A 20,826-nucleotide genomic window follows, 5' to 3' on the forward strand; every position below is an offset into this window, starting at 1 on the left:
GGTGTAGGACTGACACCTAGCTGTTTCGATGTGCTGAACGCCGGATCAATCCGATGACCGGTAACAGTCCGACCAGCACCAGGGTCAACGCCGGCAAAGACGCCCGTGCCCATTCGCCTTCGCTGGTCATTTCGAAGATTCGCACCGCCAGCGTGTCCCAGCCAAACGGGCGCATCAGCAAGGTCGCGGGCATTTCCTTGAGCACGTCGACGAACACCAGCAGCGCGGCGCTCAACGTGCCGGGTAGCAATAATGGCAGATACACTTTGAAAAACAGTCGTGGCCCACTGACGCCAAGGCTACGTGCCGCTTCGGGCAAAGATGGCCGTATACGCGCCAGACTGCTTTCCAGTGGCCCGAAGGCCACCGCAATGAAGCGCACCAGATAGGCCAGCAGCAACGCCGACAGACTGCCCAGCAGCAGCGGCTTGCCCGCGCCACCGAGCCAGCTCGAGAGCGGGATCACCAGTTCGCGATCCAGGTAACTGAACGCCAGCATGATCGACACCGCCAGCACCGAACCGGGCAAGGCATAACCCAGATTGGCCAGACTGACCCCGGAACGAATGACCCGGGTGGGCGCCAATCGTCGGGCAAACGCCAGTAACAAGGCGACGCTGACGGTGATCAACGCCGCCATCGCACCCAGATACAAGGTATGGACGATCAACCCGGTGTAACGCTCGTCGAGATCGAAGCGCCCGCGCAGCCAGAACCACACCACCAATTGCAGCATCGGGATAACGAAAGCGCAGGCGAACACCAGACCGCACCACGTCGTGGCCGCCAGTGCCTTGACGCCTCGCAGGTGATACAGCGCCTTGACCCGAGGTCGCTCGTTGCTCGCCCGGTTGGCCCCACGGGCACGTCGTTCGCCGTAGAGCACGAGCATCACCACCAGCAGCAACAGGCTGGCCAGTTGCGCGGCGGACGACAGGCTGAAAAAACCGTACCAGGTCTTGTAGATGGCGGTGGTGAAGGTATCGAAGTTGAACACCGACACTGCGCCGAAGTCTGCCAGGGTTTCCATCAGCGCCAATGCCACGCCCGCGCCAATGGCTGGTCGCGCCATGGGCAACGCCACCCGCCAGAACGCTTGCCAGGGCGATTGGCCAAGGACTCGCGCGGCTTCCATCAGGCCTTTGCCTTGGGCGAGGAAGGCGGTGCGGGCCAGCAGATAGACATAGGGATAGAAAACCAGCACCAGCACCACAATCACGCCGCCCGTGGAACGCACGCGCGGCAGGCGCAGACCACTGCCAAACCACTCCCGCAGCAGGGTTTGCACGGGCCCGGCAAAATCCAGCAGGCCGACGAAGACGAAGGCCAGCACATAGGCCGGGATCGCGAAGGGCAGCATCAGCGCCCAGTCCAGCCAACGCCGGCCGGGGAATTCGCAAAGGCTGGTGAGCCAGGCCAGGCTGACACCCAGGACTGTCACGCCGACACCGACGCCTAGCACCAGGGTCAAGGTATTGCCCAGCAAACGCGGCATCTGTGTGTCCCAGAGATGGGACCAGATCTGTTGATCGATGGTTTGCCAGGAAAGCAGCAGGACGCTCAGGGGCAACAGGACCAGCGCAGCGATGGCGAAGACGACTGGATACCAGCGGCGTTGGGCGGGATGAGCCAAGGAAAATCTCTCGCGAAATTTTGAAGTGTAGAGAAAACGCAAAAAGATCGCAGCCTCCGGCAGCTCCTACAGGTTGATCACCAACCCAATGTAGGAGCTGCCGGAGGCTGCGATCTTTTGACCTTTAAAACAGCAGGCTCAGTTCCAGCCAGCCTTGTCCATCAAGCGAATCGCTTCGGCCTGACGCTTGCCGGCGATTTCCACAGGCAAGGTATCAGCGATGAACTTACCCCATGCGGCGACTTCAGCCGATGGCTGCACGGCCGGGTTCGCCGGGAACTCCTGGTTCACATCGGCAAAGATCTTCTGTGCTTCAGGGGTGGTCATCCACTCCACCAGGGCCTTGGCCGCTTCCGGGTGTGGCGCGTATTGTGTCAGGCCGATACCCGACAGGTTGATGTGTACGCCACGGTCAGCCTGGTTCGGCCAGAACAGTTTCACCGGCAGGTCTGGCTTCTGCTTGTGCAGGCGGCCGTAGTAGTAGGTGTTGACGATTCCGACGTCGCACTGGCCGGCATTGATCGCTTCCAGCACGGCTGTGTCGTCGGAGAACACGTCAGTGGAGAGGTTCTTGACCCAGCCCTTGAGGATTTCCTCGGTCTTCCCGGCGCCGTGCACTTCGATCATGGTCGCGGTCAGGGACTGGTTGTAGACCTTCTTCGCCGTGCGCAGGCACAGGCGGCCTTCCCATTGCTTGTCGGCCAGCGCTTCGTAGGTGGTCAGTTCACCCGGCTTCACCCGATCAGTGGAGTAGGCAATGGTCCGCGCCCGCAGGCTCAGGCCGGTCCAGGCATGGGAGGCGGCCCGGTATTGCAGCGGAATGTTGGTGTCGATGGTTTTCGAGGTGAACGGCTGGAGGATGCCCATCTGCTCGGCTTGCCAGAGGTTGCCGGCATCGACGGTGAGCAGCAGGTCGGCCGGCGTATTCGCGCCTTCGGCCTTGAGCCGCTGCATCAGTGGCGCTTCCTTGTCGGTGATGAACTTCACCTTCACGCCGGTCTTGGCGGTGTAGGCATCGAATACTGGCTTGATCAGCTCGTCGATACGCGAGGAGTAGACCACCACCTCGTCAGCGGCCTGGGCGGCGGTGCTGCCGATCAGGGTCAAGGCCAGTGCAGTCAGTAGACGCTTCGGTGCCAACATGGGAGCGGTCTCTCGATTGATAAATGAGGGCAAATGATAAGGACTCACATTTAGCTTCTCAATCGAAGCTGACCGTGGAGGAGTTACCGGATGTTGCACAGGCAGAAAATGATGGTGAATTTACCGCCGCCATCGCGAGCAGGCTCGCTCCCACAGGGAATCTCCAGAGTCCAGGAGTTTTGTGTTCACCACAAATCCTTGTGGGAGCGAGCCTGCTCGCGATGAGGGCGGCAGCCACAACGAAAATCTCAGGGCTTGGCCAACGCCGGCAAATCCCCAGTCAACCCCAGCGCTTCACGCACGAACAGCGCCTTGGCTTCCGGCATTTTCTCGACCATTTTCAACCCGGTATTACGCAACCAGCGCACCGGCAACGGATCGGCCTGGAACAAGCGCTCGAAGCCTTCCATCGCCGCCATCAGCGCCAGGTTGTGGGGCATCCGTCGACGTTCGTAACGGCTGAGGACTTTCACATCCGCCAGGCGTTCGCCACGTGTTGCCGCTTGCAGCAACACTTCGGCCAGCACGGCGGCATCGAGGAATCCGAGATTCACTCCCTGCCCGGCCAACGGGTGAATGGTGTGGGCCGCATCGCCGATCAATGCCAGACCTTCAGCCACATAACGCTTGGCATGCCGCTGGCGCAGAGGCACACACAGGCGCGGGTCGGCGCTAAGCACCTCGCCGAGCCGACCTTCAAAGGCCCGCTCCAGCCCCTTGCAGAAACCTTGCTCATCCATCGCCATCAGGCGTTCGGCTTCGCCCGGTGTGGTCGACCAGACGATCGAACACCAATCCTGTTGGCCGTCGCGCTCAAGGGGCAGGAACGCCAACGGACCATTATCGGTGAAGCGCTGCCAGGCCGTCATCTGATGCGGCTTGGCGCAACGCACGCTGGTGACGATGGCATGGTGCAGATAATCCCATTCGCGGGTCGCCACACCGGCCAGGCGTCGCACCGCCGAGTTGGCGCCATCCGCCGCGATCACCAGTGGTGCACGCAAGGTGCGGCCGTCGGCCAAGGTCAGCAGCCAGTCATCGCCGGAGCGGCGCATCTGCTCCAGGCGAGCATTGGCCAGCAACCCCAGGTCGCAATCGTGCAGGCGTTCGAGCAAGGCATCCTGGACCACGCGGTTCTCGACGATATGCCCCAGTACCTCGGCATGCACGCTGGCCGCCGAGAAGTGAATTTGCCCGGTGCCGCTGCCATCCCAGACCTGCATGTCGGTGTAGGGGCTGCTGCGCCGCCCGGCGATGCCGTCCCACACGCCCAGGCGCTCGAGAATCCGCTGGCTGGCGGCCGACAAGGCGCTCACCCGCGGTTCAAACGCAGCCTGAGCGTTGAACGGTTTGACGCTCATGGGGCTGCCGTCCAGCAGCAGGACTTCCAGCCCGCTGTTCTGCAACGCCAGCGCCAGGGCGCTGCCGACCATTCCGGCCCCGACAATCAGCAGATCTGCGCGCATTTCCATGCTTTAAGCCTGTCTCTCTTGCGGCTTGAGCCGCACGTAAAGGGTTTTCCCGACCCGCGCCACCAGGTGGCAGGGGCCGTCATGAATGTCGAACCTGCAATTGCGGCAGGTATTTTTATCGATCATGCCTTGCCGAATCCGCGGATCAGCCAGTCACGCATCTGGACGGGTACCCAGCCCCATCGCCTGCCGGGCAAACCAGCGTTTGGCCGGTGGCAACAGATCCAGGCCGAGCAAGCCGATGTTGCGCCCCAGGGACACCAGCGGCTGGGTGCTGCCGAATAGGCGCGTGACCTGATCGGAGAATCCCACGGTAAGGTCCTGATCGAGACGCTGGCGTTCGCGATAGGCCTGCAACGTGGCGAAGTCGCCCAAAGGTTCTTCACTGGCGAGCAAGGCATCGGCCAGGGCCTGGGTATCGCGCAGGGACAGGTTGAACCCTTGGCCGGCAATCGGATGCAGACTGTGCGCTGCGTTGCCGAGAATCGCCAGATGCGGGCGCACCTGTTCTTCGGCCTCGACCAGTGTCAGCGGATACAGATGCCGCGCACCGACCTGTTTCAATGTGCCGAGGCGATAACCAAACACACCCTGCAACTCGCTGAGGAAGCTGCGTTCATCAAGGGCCGCCAGGCGTTGCGCGTCCATGCCCAGGCGGGTCCAGACCAATGCGCAGCGATTATCCGGAAGCGGCAGCAACGCCATCGGGCCTTCGTCGGTGAAACGCTCGAAGGCCATACCGTTGTGGGCTTCGCTCGGGGTGATGTTGGCGATCAGCGCGCTCTGGTTGTACGGACGCTTGCGGATGCCGATCCCCAGTTGTTCGCGCAGGCCGGAGCGGCCACCATCGGCGAGCACCGCGAGGTCGCATTCCAGGGTGGTTTCATCGTTCAGGGTCAGGCGGTAGCCGTCGGTCAGCGGCTCCATGCGGGTGACTTCCGCCGGGCAGCGCCAACTGATCACGTCCTTGTCCAGGCCTTGCCACAGGCATTGGCCGAGCCAGGAATTTTCAACGACATAACCCAGCGCCGGCACCCCCTCTTCCATCGCCGACAAACGGGCGGTGGAGAATCGGCCACGGTCGGAAACATGAATCTGCTTGATCGGCTCGGCGCGGCGCGAGACTTCCTGCCAGACGCCCAGCCGTTGATAGATTTGCCGCGAACCGAAGGACAACGCAGAGGAACGGGCATCGTAACTCGGTTGATAGCTGTCGCCAGGGGCGAACGGCTCGATCAACACGATCTTCCAGCCCCGGGCCTTGGCCCCGGCCTGAAGCGCCAGCGCCAGGCTTGCACCGACCAGCCCGCCACCGATGATTGCCAGGTTGACTCGACTCATGCTGCCTGTGTCCGCGCGGCGGCCATCAGGGCCTCGATCTCGGCGACGGTTTTCGGCACGCCGTTCGTCAATATTTCACAGCCGGTTTTGGTGACCACTACGTCGTCCTCGATGCGCACGCCAATGCCGCGCCATTTCTTCGCAACATTTTGGTTGTCCGGGGCGATATAGATCCCCGGCTCCACGGTCAGCGCCATGCCGACTTCCAGCACGCGCCACTCGCCGCCGACCTTGTATTCGCCGACGTCATGCACATCCATACCCAGCCAATGGCCGGCGCGGTGCATGTAAAACGCCTTGTAGGCTTCGCTGGCGATCAGTTCGTCAACGTCGCCCCGCAGCAGACCCAGCTTGACCAGCCCGGCCGTGATGACCCGGACCGTGGCCTCGTGCGCCTGGTTCCAGTGCTTGTTCGGGGCGATTTCGGCAAAGGCGGCTTCCTGGGAGGCCAGCACCAATTCGTAAATCGCTTTCTGTTCCGCTGAATACTTGCCGCTGACCGGAAAGGTCCGGGTGATGTCGCTGGCGTAGCAGTCGATCTCGCAACCGGCGTCGATCAGCACCAGATCCCCGTCCTTGAGCAGCGCGTCATTCTGCTGGTAATGCAGGATGCAGCTGTTGCGCCCCGCCGCGACGATCGACCCGTAGGCCGGCATCTTCGCCCCGCCCTTGCGGAATTCGTAATCGAGCTCGGCTTCCAGGCTGAATTCGTGCAATCCGGCGCGACAGGCCTGCATTGCCCGTACGTGCCCCTGTGCGGAAATCCGCGCCGCCTCGCGCATCACTTTCACTTCCGCCGCCGATTTATACAGGCGCATGTCGTGCAGCAGATGATCCAGAGCAACGAACTCGTTCGGCGGCTGGGCACCGAGGTTGGCCTTGGAGCGGATCACATTGATCCACTCCATCAGGTGGCGGTCGAATTCGGGGTTGCTGCCCATGGCCGAATACACCCGGTCACGACCTTCGATCAGGCCCGGCAGGATGTCGTCGATATCAGTGATCGGAAAGGCGTCGTCGGCGCCGAAGTCGCGAATCGCGCCTTCCTGCCCGGCACGCAGGCCATCCCACAGCTCGCGCTCGGCGTTGCGTTCACGGCAGAACAGGATGTATTCGCCATGCACACGCCCCGGCATCAGCACCAGTACGGCCTGCGGCTCGGGAAACCCGCTGAGGTACTGGAAGTCGCTGTCCTGGCGGTAGACGTGCTCGACGTCGCGGTTGCGGATGGCCACCGCGGCGGCGGGCAGGATGGCGATGCTGTTGGGTTCCATCTGCGCCATCAGGGCCTTGCGGCGACGGCTGTATTCCGATTTCGGGATATGGATCATGGGCAGATGGCGTTCCCTGGCAAACGATTAGTGCAGCGACGGCTTGGCGGCGGCCGGCACGTCTTTCTTGGTCTCGGAGAACAGCAGCAGCGGTGCGACGCGCAGGTACTCCATGACTTCCATGTAGTCGCTTTCGCCGTCTTCGGACTCTTCCAGCGCGTCTTGCACCTGGGAAATGGCCGCCAGATCCTGCAACACTTCGGTGGCCTCGGTGCTCAGGGTGCTGCTATCACGGCAGTTCAGGCCAAAGCCGCTGAGGAAACCCTGGCACCACTCGCCCAGTGCGGCGGCACGCTCGGTGAGCGGGGCGTCGTCGGTCGGCAACAGCAGAACGACGGTCACGTCATCGCCGGTGAGCTCGCCTTTTACCATCGCTTGCAGGCCGATCAGGGCGTTGCGAACGTTGTCCTGCGGCTCGCTTTCGAGCAATTCGGCGGCGTCGATCAGCCAGCCTTCGGCGTCGAAACCGGCGCCGGCGCAGCTGCGGCCGAGCAACAGGCCGTGCAGTTCAGCAGGCGAGACGTTGTGACCGCTGGAAGTCAGCAGGGTGGCGAAGCCTTGGTACGGGGAATTCTGAATGGTCATGGGCAGCTAGGCGCCAGACGGCGCTATGTCTAGAATGAAGGCCTTGTATCCTACATCGACTACCCCTGTAGGAGCGAGCTTGCTCGCGATGGTCGCCAACGATAACGCTGGGTACCTGATACCCCGCGGCGCTCTCAGGTTCATCGCGAGCGAGCTCGCTCCTACAAGTCCGCCCCCCATCAGACAGTGAAGACAATGGAAGACACCGACCTGCAAGCGCTGATGGCCAGACTCGAGCTGCTGATTACCCGAGTCGAGCAACTTAAGAGTCAAAATGGACTCTTACTAGCTCAGGAAAAGACCTGGCGCGAGGAACGCGCGCACCTCATTGAAAAAAACGAAATCGCCCGGCGTAAGGTCGAATCGATGATTTCGCGCCTCAAGGCCCTGGAGCAAGACTCATGAGTTCAAGCAATAGCGTCACCGTGCAGATCCTCGACAAAGAGTATTCGATCATCTGCCCTCAGGAAGAGCGCAGTAACCTCGTCAGCGCCGCCCGTTATCTGGACGGCAAGATGCGCGAGATCCGCAGCAGCGGCAAAGTCATCGGCGCCGACCGAATCGCCGTGATGGCCGCGCTGAACATCACCCACGACCTGCTGCACAAGGAAGAACGCCCGGATATCCAGGCCAGCGGATCGACCCGCGAACAGGTGCGTGACCTGCTCGATCGCGTCGATCTGGCGCTCGCCACCGATCCGGACGTCACCAAAGGCTGATTCGCGTCGCCGCTTGCGGTATAATCCCCTCACTCCCTGGGGTGCTTGCCAGTTGGCGATGTCCCTGAGCCGATTTGCTATACCCTGGAGGTTGCACGTTGGGCTGGTGTGCATGTCCGCTAGACGGAAAGCCTTAAAGCCTACTGCATCTTCCACCTTGAACTTTCGGGTTCAAGGGCTAAGTCGACAGCGGCACATTCGGGGAGCCTGATTCCAGTCCAATGCCGGTTTTGATACCGGCGTTGGCGTTTTTACGGGTACGCTTCACGTATCCGCATTGTTGAAGCCCGAATACATGACCGAACCTGCGCTGCTCCCCCGCCCGCAACTTCGACGCATGCTGCGCAAGGCCCGCCGCGCACTGACACCCAGTCAGCAGCGCCAGGCCGCTCGCGGGCTGTACAAGCAATTGGCCCAGCAACCGCTGTTCCGTCGCGCCAGACACATCTCGCTCTACCTGCCCACCGACGGTGAAATCGATCCGCACCTGTTGCTGCGCGCCGCGCAACGCCGGGGCAAGGCCACCTATCTACCGGTGCTGAGCGCCTGGCCGCGAACCAAAATGGTGTTCCAGCGCATCCGTCCCGGGGAAAAACTCAAACCCAACCGCTTCCGCATTCTTGAACCAAGGCACAACCTCGCCCGGCAACGTAAAGTCTGGGCGCTGGATCTGGTGCTTTTACCGTTGGTGGGATTTGACGATGTCGGTGGACGCCTGGGCATGGGTGGCGGCTTCTATGATCGAAGCCTGGCCTACCTGGCGCGCCGCAATGACTGGCGCAAGCCGACATTGTTGGGGCTGGCCCATGAGTGTCAGAAGGTGGCGCGATTGGCTCAGGCGAGTTGGGATGTGCCGCTGCAAGGAACGGTGACGGACAAGGCCTGGTATTACGCAGGTTAGGCGCCACTTCGATCAGTGGCGCGAGGCAACAGGATCAGCGCTTGAAGGCTGTCGACTGTTGCTGCAATTGGGCGAGTTCGACCGGCGCATCGGTCTTGTTGGCCCACAGGCTTTGGGCATAGCCGGTGGTCACGACGCCAAGTCCAAACAAAATGACCAAAATCCATAGTAAATCCGGTTTGCGTTTCATCGATTGCCCCCCAAAGGCACATCAACACGATGACAGCAGCGGTTTCCGTTTGTAGGCCGTGCAGCAGCGTCAAGCTTTAAAGGCCGGCATTTTGCGACAACGCGAACCGCTGCGCAAATGCTGACGCCAACCGACTGTCGGTTTGTCATAAAATCGCCGACAAGCTGCCCAATCACCACGCAAGGAGCAAAAGACATGGCCTATTGGCTGATGAAATCCGAGCCCGACGAACTCTCGATCAAGGGGCTGGAAAAGCTCGGCAAAACGCGCTGGGACGGGGTTCGCAACTATCAGGCACGCAATTTCCTGCGGGCCATGGCAGTGGGTGATGAGTTCTTTTTCTATCATTCCAGCTGCCCTGAGCCGGGCATCGCCGGAATCGGCAAGATTGTCGAAGCCGCGTATCCGGACCCGACGGCGCTGGAGCCGCAGAGCCATTATTTTGACCCGAAGGCCACCCCGGACAAAAACGCCTGGAGTGCGATCGATGTCGCGCATGTCGAAACGTTTGCCCGAGTGCTGAAACTGGATTACCTGAAGCAGCAGACGGCGCTGGCCGAGTTGCCGCTGGTGCAGAAAGGCTCGCGGTTGTCGGTGATGCCCGTAACCCCCGAGCAGTGGGCGGTGGTCATTGCTTTAAAGCCTTGAGTCATTTATCGCCTGGACTGGCCTCATCGCGAGCAGGCTCGCTCCCACAGTGGATTTGTGTTGAAGCACAATCACATATCCACCACAGAACCCTGTGGGAGCGAGCCTGCTCGCGATGAGGCCGGCAGGAGCAGCGAAAACCTTACTGAATGATCAGGTTGTTAAACAACAAATCCTCAACCACCGGCTTGCCGGTTTCATCGTTCATCACCTGCTGGGTCTGCTTCAGGGCTTCCTGACGCAGCTTTTCCTTGGCCTCGACGTTGTTCATCGTCTCGGTGGTCTGCTGGGCGAACAGTGCGACCAATTGATTGCGGATCAACGGCTCATTGGCCTTCACCGCTTTGGCGGCCTCGTCACCGGTCACCCGCAACGCCACATCGGCCTTGTAGACCTTGAGTTTCGGCGTGCCGTCCAGCCCGTAGTTACCCACGAATGGCGGGCTCAGGGTGATGTAACTGACCTTCGGAGCTGCATCTTCTTTGGCTTCTTCGGCCACCGCTGCCACAGGCAGAGACAGGGCCAGTATCAACATGATCCACGCTTTCAAAATTCGCTCCTTATCCGGTTTGCGGCCTGGCATAACGACCCGCCGCGCAAGCACAAGCTTATGGCTGACTATCAGGGTCGGGCATGCTCGTTGACCCATCGACCCACACACCTACACTTATCGGCCATCACTCCCAAAGGAATAGCCCTGATGAAAGCCGTGCTGTGCAAAGCCTTCGGCCCTGCCGAATCGCTGGTGCTGGAAGACGTCGCCAGTCCTGTCGCGAAGAAGAATGAAATCCTGCTGGACGTGCACGCCGCCGGGGTGAATTTCCCCGACACGTTGATCATCGAGGGCAAATACCAGTTCAAGCCGCCCTTCCCGTTTTCGCCGGGTGGTGAAGCGGCCGGCGTGGTCAGCGCCGTGGGTGAAAAAGTCAGCCACTTGAAAGTCGGTGACCGGGTCATGGCCCTGACCGGCTGGGGCAGCTTTGCCGAGCAGGTTGCCGTGCCGGGCTACAACGTGTTGCCAATCCCGCCGTCCATGGACTTCAACACTGCCGCCGCCTTCAGCATGACTTACGGCACCTCGATGCACGCCCTCAAGCAGCGCGGCAACCTGCAACCGGGTGAAACCCTGCTGGTGCTTGGTGCCTCCGGCGGTGTCGGCCTGGCGGCGGTGGAAATCGGCAAAGCCATGGGCGCCCGGGTGATCGCGGCGGCCAGCAGCGCAGAGAAACTCGCCGTGGCCAAGGCTGCCGGCGCCGATGAGCTGATCAACTACAGCGAAACCAGCCTGAAGGACGAAATCAAGCGCCTGACCGACGGCCAGGGCGCCGACGTGATCTACGACCCGGTCGGCGGCGACCTGTTCGACCAGGCCATCCGCGCCATCGCCTGGAACGGCCGACTGCTGGTGGTCGGCTTCGCCAGCGGGCGCATTCCCGAATTGCCAGTCAACCTGGCCTTGCTTAAAGGCGCGGCAGTGCTCGGCGTGTTCTGGGGCTCGTTCGCCCAACGCCAGCCGCAAGACAACGCAGCGAACTTCCAGCAGTTGTTTGGCTGGTTTGCCGAGGGCAAGTTGAAACCGCTGGTGTCGCAGGTTTATCCGCTGAGCAATTCAGCCCAAGCCATCAATGATCTTGGCCAGCGTAAAGCGGTCGGGAAAGTGGTGGTGCAGGTTCGCTGAATCTCTATCTGCAATAAAAGCGCGGCCACGCTGCCGCGCTTTCTTGTCATAACAGCGCCCTTCCAAAATACCGGCCTTGCTGACTGAACCATCCACCTGCACAGTCAGACTGACACGCACCATGCCGGTGACACCCGCCCGATGCAGCGCCACCGGATAAACCGGCTTCGGATTATTCTCGGGTATCAGGAACACCTCCCCGGCCCTGACATCCAGGGACGCCACCAACACCACCATGCATACCCACCACCGCATGTCCCTCTCCCTTCGCCTGCAACGCCAGACCTGGCAACAGCACAAAGGTTAAAGCGCGGAGTCATTCGGCATAACGCCATGACTTCTGCTTTAAACGAAGGACCTTTCCTAAAGACCTGCCCTATTTCAGGCACATCAAGCGCCTGCTAACCAAACAGGTAACGCTTCCTACAACGCCCCTCACTTACATCTGAGCGACATGTTCATAAAGGAACGCGCGATATCCAACATTTCCGCTGTTTTGCCGATGAGAACCGGTGCTATTTTCGGTAACGAAACTGTAACATTCGTATCCGCAGTCAAAACAAGAAATCTGGAGCTCTTGAATGTTTGCTTTCTTTCGTCCTGCCGCACATCAGGCTCCATTGCCTGAAGAAAAAATCGACAGCACCTACCGACGCCTGCGCTGGCAGATTTTCGCCGGTATCTTCATTGGCTATGCCGGTTACTACCTGCTGCGCAAAAACTTCTCCCTGGCCATGCCGTACCTCATCGACGAGGGCTACTCCCGTGGTCAGTTGGGTCTGGCGATGTCCGCCATCGCAATTGCCTACGGTCTGTCGAAGTTTCTGATGGGGCTGGTTTCCGACCGTTCCAACCCGCGATTCTTCCTGCCGTTCGGTCTTCTGGTGTCGGCGGGGGTGATGTTCATTTTCGGTTTCGCGCCCTGGGCGACGTCCAGCGTGACCATGATGTTCATTCTGCTGTTCATCAACGGCTGGGCCCAGGGCATGGGTTGGCCGCCGAGTGGCCGGACCATGGTGCACTGGTGGTCGCAGAAGGAACGTGGCGGCGTGGTGTCCGTGTGGAACGTGGCGCACAACGTCGGCGGCGGCCTGATCGGCCCGTTGTTCCTGCTCGGCATGGGTCTGTTCAATGACTGGCACGCCGCGTTCTACGTGCCGGCAGCCGTGGCGCTGGCAGTAGCGGTGTTTGCCTTTGTGGCCATGCGCGACACCCCGCAATCGGTTGGCCTGCCGCCGATCGAGCAATACAAGAACGACTACCCGGAAGGCTACGACGCCAGCCACGAAGAGGAATTCAGCGCCAAGGAAATCTTCGTCAAATACGTGCTGCGCAACAAAATGCTCTGGTACATCGCCCTGGCCAACGTCTTTGTCTATCTGCTGCGCTACGGCGTGCTGGACTGGGCGCCGACCTACCTCAAGGAAGCCAAGGGTTTCACTGTGGATAAAACCTCGTGGGCGTACTTCTTCTACGAGTGGGCAGGTATTCCAGGCACGCTGCTGTGCGGCTGGATGTCGGACAAGATCTTCCGTGGCAACCGTGGCCTGACCGGCATGGTGTTCATGGCGCTGGTGACGGTCGCGACGCTGGTTTACTGGCTCAACCCGGCCGGCAATCCGATGGTCGACATGATTGCACTGCTTTCCATTGGCTTCCTGATCTACGGCCCGGTGATGCTGATCGGCCTGCAGGCGTTGGAACTGGCACCGAAGAAAGCTGCCGGTACGGCGGCGGGCTTTACCGGTCTGTTCGGTTACTTGGGCGGTTCGGTCGCGGCCAGTGCAGCGATGGGCTACACCGTGGACCATTTCGGTTGGGACGGCGGCTTCGTGCTGCTGGTCGGCGCCTGCCTGCTGGCGATGGCCTTCCTGGCCCCGACACTACGGCACAAACAAATCGCCAGTCAGGGCCGCGAAGCACTCGCTTGATCAGCCTTTGATTTACAGCGCTTGAGCCGCGCCTCCAGATTCCGGTCTGGCATGGCGTGGCTGCGCAGGGCATGCGCGGTCTGCTCGACATAATCGCGAGTGGTGCCGTAGCGCCCGCAGGCGTTCTCGAACACATGGCTCAACACATGGTCCGGCAAGTTGCCGGCATAGCTGGGCAGATGTCGCTCCAGCACAAAGCCCAATGCCTGAACCTGGCTGCCATCTTCGAGACGGCAGTTGAGCCAGTGCGGGCGGTAGGAAGGGAAAGGCATCTCGCGCTGCCAAAGCGCGTAGAGCGAGGCTTCGAGTTGCTCTTCGGGCAAGCGATAGGCGAAACCGCTGCAAGAACCGCCGCGATCCAGGCCAAACACCAGGCCGGGCATTTCCGGTGTGCCGCGATGTTCGTGGGACCACAGGTACAACCCGCGATGGTATCCATGCACCCGGCCGCGAACCCGCTCAACCGCCGTGCATTCAGGGCGCCAGATCAGCGAACCATACGCAAACAACCAGACCGGCCCACCCTTGTGGCGCGCCATGGTCGATTGCATCGAGCTGAGCAATTGTTCGTGAGTGAGCTGCGGTCCCAGATCGAGCCGCGGAGGGTAAGCCAGATTCAAAAAAGCAGATTCAATGGCGCTCATGGCGAATAGCGTTCAGCTCCCCGCGGGTGAAGAATTACTTAATAGAACGCACAGCTGTAACAATAAGGCACATAAGTTTTAAGGCAATTTGAATGCCATGGCACAGTTCTTAAGTTGATGCCTGCATGAGATATAACCTACCGAAATTTATAGATGTTTATAAATACCGATAGGCTATATAGGGGTTTATAACTTGTAGGAGCGAGCCTGCTCGCGATGGTTGTTAACGATTACGCGGGGAGTCAGGCTGTCCGCGGCGCTCTTGAGTCCATCGCGAGCAGGCTCGCTCCTACAGTGTGGAGGGGCAACATCAGGATCTGGGGGCATACGCAAAAACGTCGGCACGCATCTGGTGAGCGTCCATCCCCGCTTCCACCAGCGCATCCAGCGTGCCGTAGACCATGGCCGGAGAGCCACTGGCGTATACATGCAGCGGCTTGAGGTCAGGGAAGTCTTCACAGACCGCTTCATGCAACATGCCGCACCGCCCTTCCCAACCGCATTGATCGCTGACGACCTTGTGCAGGAATAGGTTGGGCAGCTTCAGCCATTCGTCCCAGTGCTCGATTTGATAAAAATCTTCAGGACGACGCACGCCCCAATACAGATGCACCGGGTGCTTGAAACCCGAGGCCCGGCAATGCTCGATCAGACTGTGGATCTGGCCCATGCCGGTACCAGCGGCGATCAGCACGAGAGAACCGTCCGGCAACTCCTCCAGGTGGGTATCGCCAAACGGCAATTCGACCCGCACCATGCTGTTGCGCTGGAGCTGTTCGATCAGGCTCAGCGCACTGGTTTCGCGCGCCAGTACGTGGATTTCCAGGTCGCGCCCCGCATGCGGTGCCGAGGCGAGGGAGAAGGCGGATTTCTCGCCGTTCTCACGCTCGATCATCAGGTACTGGCCGGCGTGGTAGCGCGGCGGCTTGCCGGCCGGAGCCCGCAGACGCACGCGCCAGGTGTCGCCGCCCACCTCCTTGCACTCAATGACCTGACACGACACGCTGCGCACCGGCAGTTCTCCCAGCGCGAGCACGCCATCCCACAGCACGATGCAGTCTTCCAGCGGCTCCGCTATGCAAGTGTAGAACTCGCCATGATCACGCACATTGCCGGCCTGCTCGACCCGGCCTTCCACCAGCAGCGCCGCGCACACGTGGCAATTGCCGTTGCGGCAGCTTTGCGGGCATTCGTAGCCCAGACGTCGTGCGCCATCGAGAATCCGCTCGCCGGGCAATATCTCAAGTACTGCTCCGGAGGGCTGCAAGGTTACACGCATCAATCTATTCCTAACTGATTCCAGATGGCATCGATCCGCTGGGTCACGGCATCGTCCTTGACGATGACCCGGCCCCATTCGCGGGTAGTTTCGCCCGGCCATTTATGCGTGGCATCGAGGCCCATTTTCGACCCCAGGCCGGAAACCGGCGAGGCGAAGTCGAGGTAGTCGATCGGCGTGTTGTCGATCATCACCGTGTCGCGCTTGGGGTCCATGCGCGTAGTGATGGCCCAGATCACGTCGTTCCAGTCCCGGGCGTTGATATCGTCGTCGGTGACGATAACGAACTTGGTGTACATGAACTGTCGCAAAAACGACCAGACACCCAGCATTACCCGCTTGGCGTGGCCCGGATACGACTTTTTCATGGTCACGATGGCCATGCGGTACGAGCAGCCTTCGGGCGGCAGGTAGAAATCGGTGATCTCCGGGAACTGCTTCTGCAGGATCGGCACGAACACTTCGTTCAATGCCACGCCGAGGATCGCCGGCTCATCCGGTGGACGGCCGGTGTAGGTGCTGTGGTAGATCGGCTTGATCCGGTGGGTGATGCGCTCGACGGTGAACACCGGGAAGCTGTCGACTTCGTTGTAGTAACCGGTGTGGTCGCCGTACGGGCCTTCATCGGCCATCTCGCCCGGATGGATCACGCCTTCGAGGATGATTTCGGCGGTGGCCGGCACTTGCAGGTCGTTGCCGCGGCACTTCACCAACTCGGTGCGGTTACCGCGCAAAAGGCCTGCGAAGGCGTATTCGGAAAGGCTGTCGGGCACCGGGGTCACGGCACCGAGGATGGTCGCCGGGTCGGCGCCCAATGCGACCGATACCGGGAATGGCTGGCCGGGATGCTTTTCGCACCACTCGCGAAAATCCAGCGCGCCGCCACGGTGGCTCAGCCAGCGCATGATGACCTTGTTGCGACCGATCACCTGCTGACGATAGATGCCGAGGTTCTGGCGATCCTTGTTCGGGCCTTTGGTGACGGTCAGGCCCCAGGTGATCAGCGGGCCAACATCACCCGGCCAGCAGGTCTGCACCGGCAGCATGGCCAGGTCGACGTCGTCGCCTTCGATGACCACTTCCTGGCACACCGCGTCCTTGACGACTTTCGGCGCCATCGAAATGATCTTGCGGAAGATCGGCAGCTTGGACCAGGCATCCTTCAAGCCTTTCGGCGGCTCGGGTTCCTTGAGGAACGCCAGCAGCTTGCCGATCTCGCGCAGCTCGCTGACCGCCTCGGCGCCCATGCCCAACGCCACGCGCTCGGGGGTGCCGAACAGGTTGCCGAGCACGGGAATGTCGTAACCCGTAGGCTTTTCGAATAGCAGGGCCGGGCCTTTGGCGCGCAACGTGCGGTCGCAGACCTCGGTCATTTCCAGTACTGGGGACACCGGAATCTGGATGCGCTTGAGTTCGCCGCGCTGTTCCAGCCCGCTGATAAAGTCGCGCAAGTCGCGATACTGCATGCGTGAGCCTCGTGTTGGCCGTGGCGTTCGGGGCAGGCAGTTTAGCGCCGAACCCTGCGGTTCAGAACCACGAACTGCCGCTTGATCAAAAATCAGATAGCAAAAAGCCGGGTTTCCCCGGCTTTTTTTGCCTGTTCGACTTACTTGCGTTTCATCGACAGGAAGAACTCATCGTTGGTCTTGGTCGTTTTCAACTTGTCGACCAGGAACTCGATGGCAGCCACTTCATCCATCGGGTGCAGCAGCTTGCGCAGAATCCACATGCGCTGCAGCTCGTCGTCGGCAGTCAGCAACTCTTCGCGGCGGGTGCCGGAACGGTTGATGTTGATGGCCGGGAAGACGCGTTTTTCAGCGATACGGCGATCAAGCGGCAGTTCCATGTTGCCGGTGCCTTTGAATTCCTCGTAGATCACTTCGTCCATCTTCGAGCCGGTTTCAACCAGCGCGGTGGCGATGATGGTCAGCGAGCCGCCTTCTTCGATGTTCCGCGCGGCGCCGAAGAAACGCTTCGGTTTCTCCAGGGCGTGGGCATCGACACCACCGGTCAGTACCTTGCCGGAGCTCGGGATCACGGTGTTGTAGGCGCGAGCCAGACGGGTGATGGAGTCGAGCAGGATCACCACGTCTTTCTTGTGCTCGACCAGGCGCTTGGCCTTCTCTATCACCATTTCGGCAACCTGCACGTGGCGGGTTGGCGGCTCGTCGAACGTCGAGGCAACCACTTCGCCGCGCACGGTGCGCTGCATTTCGGTCACTTCTTCCGGACGTTCATCGATCAGCAGCACGATCAGGTGAACTTCAGGGTTGTTACGCGCGATGTTCGCGGCAATGTTCTGCAGCATGATCGTCTTGCCGGCTTTCGGCGGTGCAACGATCAGACCGCGCTGGCCTTTACCGATCGGGGCGCACAGGTCGATGACACGACCGGTCAAGTCTTCGGTGGAACCGTTACCGGCTTCCATCTTCATGCGCACGGTCGGGAACAGCGGGGTCAGGTTCTCGAAGAGAATCTTGTTCTTCGCGTTTTCCGGACGGTCGTAGTTGATCGTGTCGACCTTGAGCAGCGCGAAATAACGCTCGCCTTCCTTTGGAGGGCGGATCTTGCCAACGATGGTGTCACCGGTGCGCAAGTTGAAACGACGGATCTGGCTCGGCGAGACGTAGATATCGTCTGGACCGGCGAGATAGGAAGCGTCAGCGGAGCGCAGGAAGCCGAAGCCGTCCTGGAGAATCTCCAGCACGCCATCACCGGAGATTTCCTCACCGCTTTTCGCGTGCTTCTTGAGCAGGGAGAAAATCACGTCCTGCTTGCGCGAACGGGCCATATTTTCTATGCCCATCTGTTCGGCCAATTCGAGCAGTTCGGTAATCGGCTTTTGCTTGAGTTCAGTCAGATTCATATAGGAATGACGTAATCATTTATGGAGGGGGGAAATTAAGCTTTTGGCTTAATGAGGCCGCGCCGCAGAGAAGGCGACAGGATCGCGTACTTATTCGAAAAGGAGTGCGTCGGCGACGGCTAGCAGGGGGCAATGGAGAAACCAGTGCGGGGCCGAATGTACCACCTGAGTTTAGGAGCGTCTAGCCCTGAATACGCAAAAAGCCCCGCTATTTGCGGGGCTTTTTCAGGATACTTTGCAGCGACGCTTAGATGTTGGCGTCGAGGAAGGCAGCCAGTTGCGACTTCGACAGTGCGCCGACCTTGGTCGCTTCAACGTTGCCGTTCTTGAACAGCATCAGGGTCGGGATACCGCGCACGCCGTGCTTGGCCGGGGTTTCCTGGTTCTCGTCGATGTTCAGCTTGGCAATGGTCAGCTTGCCTTTGTAAGTCTCGGCAATTTCGTCCAGAACCGGAGCGATCATTTTGCAAGGGCCGCACCATTCAGCCCAGTAGTCGACCAGTACAGCGCCTTCGGCCTTGAGTACGTCGGCCTCGAAGCTAGCGTCGCTAACGTGTTTGATAAGATCGCTGCTCATGGAATTCTCCAGGTTGTAAGCAAAAAAACGTGGCCCATCATAGCTGCCCTTCCCTCGTTCAGGAAGGTGCAGATGATTGAGTCTCGCTATGGTGATTCATGAGTTTGGGTATAGCTCAGGTCATGAAGTGACGGGAGCGATGAACGCGATTCCGGTGCGCAATGCGGAATTGCGTACGTGCTCTTGCATGGCCTTTTGCGCGGCGCCAGACGCTCGGCGAGCCAGCGCACGAAGGATTTTGCGGTGTTCCTGCCAGGTTTCCATGGCCCGCTCGACCCGGATGAACGGTAGCTTCTGGCTCTCCAGGAAGATGTCGGCGCTGGCGGTCAGGATGCTCAGCATCGCCTGATTGCCGCTGGCCAGCAGGATGCGGCGGTGGAATTCGAAATCCAGGCGGGCCGCGGCTTCGAAGTCGCCGGATTTCAGCTCATTACGCATGGCGGCGACATTGTCTTCCAGCGCATCGAGTTCGTCGGTGCTCAAGGTTACGGCCGCCAACCCCGCCGCAAACCCCTCCAGCGCATAGCGCAACTGAAAGATGTCCAGCGGCGAAGCCTGCGCCGCGAACGGCCAGCCCGGCGCCGCATCACCTCGCGGCAACTCCACCGGCGATTGCACGAACACGCCTTTGCCCGGCTGGATGCTGATGACGCCCAGTGCGCTCAGCGATGACAACGCCTCGCGCAACGACGCCCGACTGACCCCCAATTGCACCGCCAGGTCCCGTTGCGAAGGCAAGGCATCCCCCGGCCCGAAGCCCTGTTCGGTAATCAGTTTGCGGATGGCTTGCAGCGCCACTTCAGGTACGGCGCGGGAGATCGAGTTCATGGTTTTCCAGACGAACCAGGCCAATGTGCGCTCAGTTGTAAAGCTATTCGCGACGCCCGGCAAGTCGTGCCCCATGGGGGTTCGGTGATTTTCACGGCTGCGCCATCGGGGTGCGAAACGCAACCTGACTGTTCAGACCAGTAAGACCGTGTGACGCCAGCAAAACCGCGCTCTGGCGCCCCCAAAACCCTATGTTGGCATGGCCCATGCTCTGTCGATCCGCAGAAATCACTTCTTGCCGATCCGGAGATTTGCCATGACCCAGCGTTACAGCGCCCTCCTCGCCGCCCTGTTTGCCAGCCTGATGCTGAGCCAGGCACCCGCCCACGCCGACGGTCTGGAGGATGTGGTCAAGCGCGGCGTCCTCAAGGTGGCCGTGCCCCAGGACTTCCCGCCCTTCGGCTCGGTCGGCCCGGACATGAAACCCCGCGGCCTCGATATCGACACCGCGAAACTGCTGGCCGACCAGCTCAAGGTCAAACTCGAACTGACCCCGGTCAACAGCACCAACCGCATCCCGTTCCTCACCACCGGCAAGGTCGACCTGGTGATCTCCAGCCTCGGCAAGAACCCGGAGCGCGAAAAAGTCATCGACTTCTCCCGCGCCTACGCGCCGTTCTACCTCGCCGTGTTCGGTCCGCCAGACGCCGACATCAAAGGCCTGGACGATCTCAAGGGCAAGACCATCAGCGTCACCCGCGGCGCCATCGAAGACATCGAGCTGACCAAGGTCGCCCCCGAAGGCGTGACCATCAAGCGTTTCGAAGACAACAACTCGACCATTGCCGCGTACCTGGCCGGGCAAGTCGACCTGATCGCCAGCGGCAACGTAGTGATGGTCGCGATCAGCGAGAAGAGCCCGAAACGCGTGCCGGCGCTGAAAGTGAAGCTCAAGGATTCGCCGGTCTACGTCGGCGTGAACAAGAACGAGCCAGCGCTGCTGGACAAGGTCAACCAGATCCTCGTGACCGCCAAGAGCGACGGCGCGCTGGAAAAGAACGCCCTGACCTGGCTGAAAGAACCGCTGCCGGCCGATCTCTGATTCGGCGCGCTGGAGACG

General features: G+C 60.7%; 22 protein-coding genes, 1 other RNA gene and 2 pseudogenes. 9 read left to right on the forward strand and 16 right to left on the reverse strand.

The features are described from left to right. Positions 1–16: 16 nt before the first annotated feature. The 7 genes and pseudogenes from WHX55_RS29730 to WHX55_RS29760 all read right to left on the reverse strand — a co-directional run bounded on the left by WHX55_RS29730 (position 17) and on the right by WHX55_RS29760 (position 7,505). Positions 17–1,633, reverse strand: a complete 1,617-nt coding sequence (locus WHX55_RS29730; RefSeq protein ID WP_150724964.1) for an iron ABC transporter permease — start codon at positions 1,631–1,633, stop codon at positions 17–19. Between the two features lie 138 nt (positions 1,634–1,771). Further along, a complete protein-coding gene (locus WHX55_RS29735; RefSeq protein WP_150757495.1) occupies positions 1,772–2,776 on the reverse strand; it encodes an extracellular solute-binding protein in 1,005 nt (334 codons plus the stop codon). A 248-nt stretch (positions 2,777–3,024) separates the two neighbouring features. Beyond that, positions 3,025–4,242 (reverse strand): 2-octaprenyl-3-methyl-6-methoxy-1,4-benzoquinol hydroxylase, encoded by a 1,218-nt coding sequence (locus WHX55_RS29740; RefSeq protein ID WP_191624903.1) that lies wholly within the window; start codon positions 4,240–4,242, stop codon positions 3,025–3,027. 9 nt (positions 4,243–4,251) lie between these two features. Beyond that, a pseudogene (locus tag WHX55_RS29745) lies at positions 4,252–4,363 on the reverse strand (tetrameric acyl-CoA thioesterase); the annotation flags it as partial. 38 nt (positions 4,364–4,401) lie between these two features. After that, complete coding sequence (gene ubiH / locus WHX55_RS29750; protein ID WP_150757493.1) at positions 4,402–5,589, reverse strand: 2-octaprenyl-6-methoxyphenyl hydroxylase; 1,188 nt, start codon at positions 5,587–5,589, stop codon at positions 4,402–4,404. Continuing rightward, positions 5,586–6,920 (reverse strand): Xaa-Pro aminopeptidase, encoded by a 1,335-nt coding sequence (pepP, locus tag WHX55_RS29755; RefSeq protein ID WP_150753889.1) that lies wholly within the window; start codon positions 6,918–6,920, stop codon positions 5,586–5,588. The genes ubiH and pepP overlap by 4 nt, the downstream gene beginning before the upstream one ends. A gap of 27 nt (positions 6,921–6,947) precedes the next feature. Next, on the reverse strand, positions 6,948–7,505 hold the full coding sequence (locus WHX55_RS29760) for a YecA family protein (protein ID WP_150724959.1): 558 nt from the start codon (positions 7,503–7,505) through the stop codon (positions 6,948–6,950). A 34-nt stretch (positions 7,506–7,539) separates the two neighbouring features. Here WHX55_RS29760 and WHX55_RS29765 point away from each other — a divergent pair. The 5 genes and pseudogenes from WHX55_RS29765 to WHX55_RS29785 form a co-directional block, all read left to right on the forward strand. After that, positions 7,540–7,671, forward strand: a pseudogene (locus tag WHX55_RS29765) (outer membrane lipoprotein carrier protein LolA); the annotation flags it as partial. Between the two features lie 29 nt (positions 7,672–7,700). Further along, complete coding sequence (locus WHX55_RS29770; protein WP_007982902.1) at positions 7,701–7,910, forward strand: TIGR02449 family protein; 210 nt, start codon at positions 7,701–7,703, stop codon at positions 7,908–7,910. After that, the gene (locus tag WHX55_RS29775) at positions 7,907–8,224 is read left to right on the forward strand and encodes a cell division protein ZapA (RefSeq protein ID WP_007982900.1); all 318 of its coding nucleotides are present in this window, start codon (positions 7,907–7,909) and stop codon (positions 8,222–8,224) included. Before WHX55_RS29770 ends, WHX55_RS29775 begins: the two co-directional genes overlap by 4 nt. Positions 8,225–8,254: 30 nt before the next feature. Further along, positions 8,255–8,433, forward strand: a non-coding RNA gene (gene ssrS / locus WHX55_RS29780) — 6S RNA. Positions 8,434–8,519: 86 nt separating this feature from the next. Then, a complete protein-coding gene (locus tag WHX55_RS29785) occupies positions 8,520–9,125 on the forward strand; it encodes a 5-formyltetrahydrofolate cyclo-ligase (RefSeq protein WP_150724958.1) in 606 nt (201 codons plus the stop codon). 34 nt (positions 9,126–9,159) lie between these two features. Here the strand turns inward: WHX55_RS29785 and WHX55_RS29790 are convergent, their stop codons facing one another. After that, complete coding sequence (locus WHX55_RS29790; RefSeq protein ID WP_007982896.1) at positions 9,160–9,315, reverse strand: hypothetical protein; 156 nt, start codon at positions 9,313–9,315, stop codon at positions 9,160–9,162. Positions 9,316–9,510: 195 nt separating this feature from the next. Here WHX55_RS29790 and WHX55_RS29795 point away from each other — a divergent pair, with 195 nt between their 5' ends. Next, positions 9,511–9,963 (forward strand): EVE domain-containing protein, encoded by a 453-nt coding sequence (locus WHX55_RS29795; RefSeq protein WP_150753887.1) that lies wholly within the window; start codon positions 9,511–9,513, stop codon positions 9,961–9,963. Between the two features lie 142 nt (positions 9,964–10,105). Here WHX55_RS29795 and WHX55_RS29800 read toward each other — a convergent pair whose 3' ends face one another. Continuing rightward, the gene (locus WHX55_RS29800; RefSeq protein ID WP_150757492.1) at positions 10,106–10,513 is read right to left on the reverse strand and encodes a flagellar basal body-associated protein FliL; all 408 of its coding nucleotides are present in this window, start codon (positions 10,511–10,513) and stop codon (positions 10,106–10,108) included. Between the two features lie 150 nt (positions 10,514–10,663). On the opposite strand from WHX55_RS29800, the gene WHX55_RS29805 reads away from it, so the two are divergent. After that, on the forward strand, positions 10,664–11,641 hold the full coding sequence (locus tag WHX55_RS29805) for an NADPH:quinone oxidoreductase family protein (protein WP_150724956.1): 978 nt from the start codon (positions 10,664–10,666) through the stop codon (positions 11,639–11,641). Here the strand turns inward: WHX55_RS29805 and WHX55_RS29810 are convergent. Continuing rightward, on the reverse strand, positions 11,573–11,878 hold the full coding sequence (locus tag WHX55_RS29810) for a hypothetical protein (RefSeq protein WP_353741766.1): 306 nt from the start codon (positions 11,876–11,878) through the stop codon (positions 11,573–11,575). The two genes, WHX55_RS29805 and WHX55_RS29810, sit on opposite strands and share 69 nt — an antisense overlap. A 344-nt stretch (positions 11,879–12,222) precedes the next feature. Between WHX55_RS29810 and glpT the strand changes: the two genes are divergently transcribed. Further along, the gene (gene glpT, locus WHX55_RS29815) at positions 12,223–13,572 is read left to right on the forward strand and encodes a glycerol-3-phosphate transporter (RefSeq protein WP_150724954.1); all 1,350 of its coding nucleotides are present in this window, start codon (positions 12,223–12,225) and stop codon (positions 13,570–13,572) included. Here glpT and WHX55_RS29820 read toward each other — a convergent pair. The 6 genes from WHX55_RS29820 to WHX55_RS29845 all read right to left on the reverse strand — a co-directional run bounded on the left by WHX55_RS29820 (position 13,548) and on the right by WHX55_RS29845 (position 19,766). After that, positions 13,548–14,216, reverse strand: coding sequence for a gamma-glutamylcyclotransferase (locus tag WHX55_RS29820; RefSeq protein ID WP_007978886.1), 669 nt, complete (start codon positions 14,214–14,216; stop codon positions 13,548–13,550). The two genes, glpT and WHX55_RS29820, sit on opposite strands and share 25 nt — an antisense overlap. A gap of 310 nt (positions 14,217–14,526) precedes the next feature. Then, entirely contained in the window at positions 14,527–15,495 is a 969-nt protein-coding gene (locus WHX55_RS29825; protein ID WP_150724952.1) for a CDP-6-deoxy-delta-3,4-glucoseen reductase, read from the reverse strand. Beyond that, positions 15,495–16,961, reverse strand: coding sequence for a 4-hydroxy-3-polyprenylbenzoate decarboxylase (gene ubiD, locus WHX55_RS29830; RefSeq protein WP_150724951.1), 1,467 nt, complete (start codon positions 16,959–16,961; stop codon positions 15,495–15,497). Before ubiD ends, WHX55_RS29825 begins: the two co-directional genes overlap by 1 nt. A gap of 140 nt (positions 16,962–17,101) precedes the next feature. Then, positions 17,102–18,361 (reverse strand): transcription termination factor Rho, encoded by a 1,260-nt coding sequence (gene rho / locus WHX55_RS29835; RefSeq protein ID WP_046039047.1) that lies wholly within the window; start codon positions 18,359–18,361, stop codon positions 17,102–17,104. Between the two features lie 247 nt (positions 18,362–18,608). After that, entirely contained in the window at positions 18,609–18,938 is a 330-nt protein-coding gene (gene trxA / locus WHX55_RS29840) for a thioredoxin TrxA (RefSeq protein WP_003177349.1), read from the reverse strand. A gap of 120 nt (positions 18,939–19,058) precedes the next feature. After that, the gene (locus tag WHX55_RS29845) at positions 19,059–19,766 is read right to left on the reverse strand and encodes a FadR/GntR family transcriptional regulator (RefSeq protein ID WP_150757490.1); all 708 of its coding nucleotides are present in this window, start codon (positions 19,764–19,766) and stop codon (positions 19,059–19,061) included. 256 nt (positions 19,767–20,022) lie between these two features. On the opposite strand from WHX55_RS29845, the gene WHX55_RS29850 reads away from it, so the two are divergent. Then, entirely contained in the window at positions 20,023–20,808 is a 786-nt protein-coding gene (locus WHX55_RS29850; RefSeq protein ID WP_008048680.1) for a transporter substrate-binding domain-containing protein, read from the forward strand. Positions 20,809–20,826 lie beyond the last annotated feature (18 nt).

The sequence above is a fragment of the Pseudomonas fluorescens genome (genome assembly GCF_040448305.1).
Lineage (GTDB): Bacteria > Pseudomonadota > Gammaproteobacteria > Pseudomonadales > Pseudomonadaceae > Aquipseudomonas > Aquipseudomonas fluorescens_BH.

Excerpts from the sequence above, each read along its gene's own strand:
- WHX55_RS29850 (WP_008048680.1), top strand. The coding sequence starts at position 20,023 with ATGACCCAGCGTTACAGCGCCCTCCTCGCCGCCCTGTTTGCCAGCCTG.
- WHX55_RS29820 (WP_007978886.1), bottom strand. The coding sequence starts at position 14,216 with ATGAGCGCCATTGAATCTGCTTTTTTGAATCTGGCTTACCCTCCGCGG.
- rho (WP_046039047.1), bottom strand. The coding sequence starts at position 18,361 with ATGAATCTGACTGAACTCAAGCAAAAGCCGATTACCGAACTGCTCGAA.
- WHX55_RS29775 (WP_007982900.1), top strand. The coding sequence starts at position 7,907 with ATGAGTTCAAGCAATAGCGTCACCGTGCAGATCCTCGACAAAGAGTAT.
- WHX55_RS29845 (WP_150757490.1), bottom strand. The coding sequence starts at position 19,766 with ATGAACTCGATCTCCCGCGCCGTACCTGAAGTGGCGCTGCAAGCCATC.
- pepP (WP_150753889.1), bottom strand. The coding sequence starts at position 6,920 with ATGATCCATATCCCGAAATCGGAATACAGCCGTCGCCGCAAGGCCCTG.
- WHX55_RS29790 (WP_007982896.1), bottom strand. The coding sequence starts at position 9,315 with ATGAAACGCAAACCGGATTTACTATGGATTTTGGTCATTTTGTTTGGA.
- WHX55_RS29760 (WP_150724959.1), bottom strand. The coding sequence starts at position 7,505 with ATGACCATTCAGAATTCCCCGTACCAAGGCTTCGCCACCCTGCTGACT.
- WHX55_RS29825 (WP_150724952.1), bottom strand. The coding sequence starts at position 15,495 with ATGCGTGTAACCTTGCAGCCCTCCGGAGCAGTACTTGAGATATTGCCC.
- WHX55_RS29735 (WP_150757495.1), bottom strand. The coding sequence starts at position 2,776 with ATGTTGGCACCGAAGCGTCTACTGACTGCACTGGCCTTGACCCTGATC.
- WHX55_RS29805 (WP_150724956.1), top strand. The coding sequence starts at position 10,664 with ATGAAAGCCGTGCTGTGCAAAGCCTTCGGCCCTGCCGAATCGCTGGTG.
- WHX55_RS29810 (WP_353741766.1), bottom strand. The coding sequence starts at position 11,878 with ATGGTGGTGTTGGTGGCGTCCCTGGATGTCAGGGCCGGGGAGGTGTTC.
- WHX55_RS29770 (WP_007982902.1), top strand. The coding sequence starts at position 7,701 with ATGGAAGACACCGACCTGCAAGCGCTGATGGCCAGACTCGAGCTGCTG.
- WHX55_RS29740 (WP_191624903.1), bottom strand. The coding sequence starts at position 4,242 with ATGCGCGCAGATCTGCTGATTGTCGGGGCCGGAATGGTCGGCAGCGCC.
- ubiH (WP_150757493.1), bottom strand. The coding sequence starts at position 5,589 with ATGAGTCGAGTCAACCTGGCAATCATCGGTGGCGGGCTGGTCGGTGCA.
- WHX55_RS29795 (WP_150753887.1), top strand. The coding sequence starts at position 9,511 with ATGGCCTATTGGCTGATGAAATCCGAGCCCGACGAACTCTCGATCAAG.
- WHX55_RS29785 (WP_150724958.1), top strand. The coding sequence starts at position 8,520 with ATGACCGAACCTGCGCTGCTCCCCCGCCCGCAACTTCGACGCATGCTG.
- trxA (WP_003177349.1), bottom strand. The coding sequence starts at position 18,938 with ATGAGCAGCGATCTTATCAAACACGTTAGCGACGCTAGCTTCGAGGCC.
- glpT (WP_150724954.1), top strand. The coding sequence starts at position 12,223 with ATGTTTGCTTTCTTTCGTCCTGCCGCACATCAGGCTCCATTGCCTGAA.
- ubiD (WP_150724951.1), bottom strand. The coding sequence starts at position 16,961 with ATGCAGTATCGCGACTTGCGCGACTTTATCAGCGGGCTGGAACAGCGC.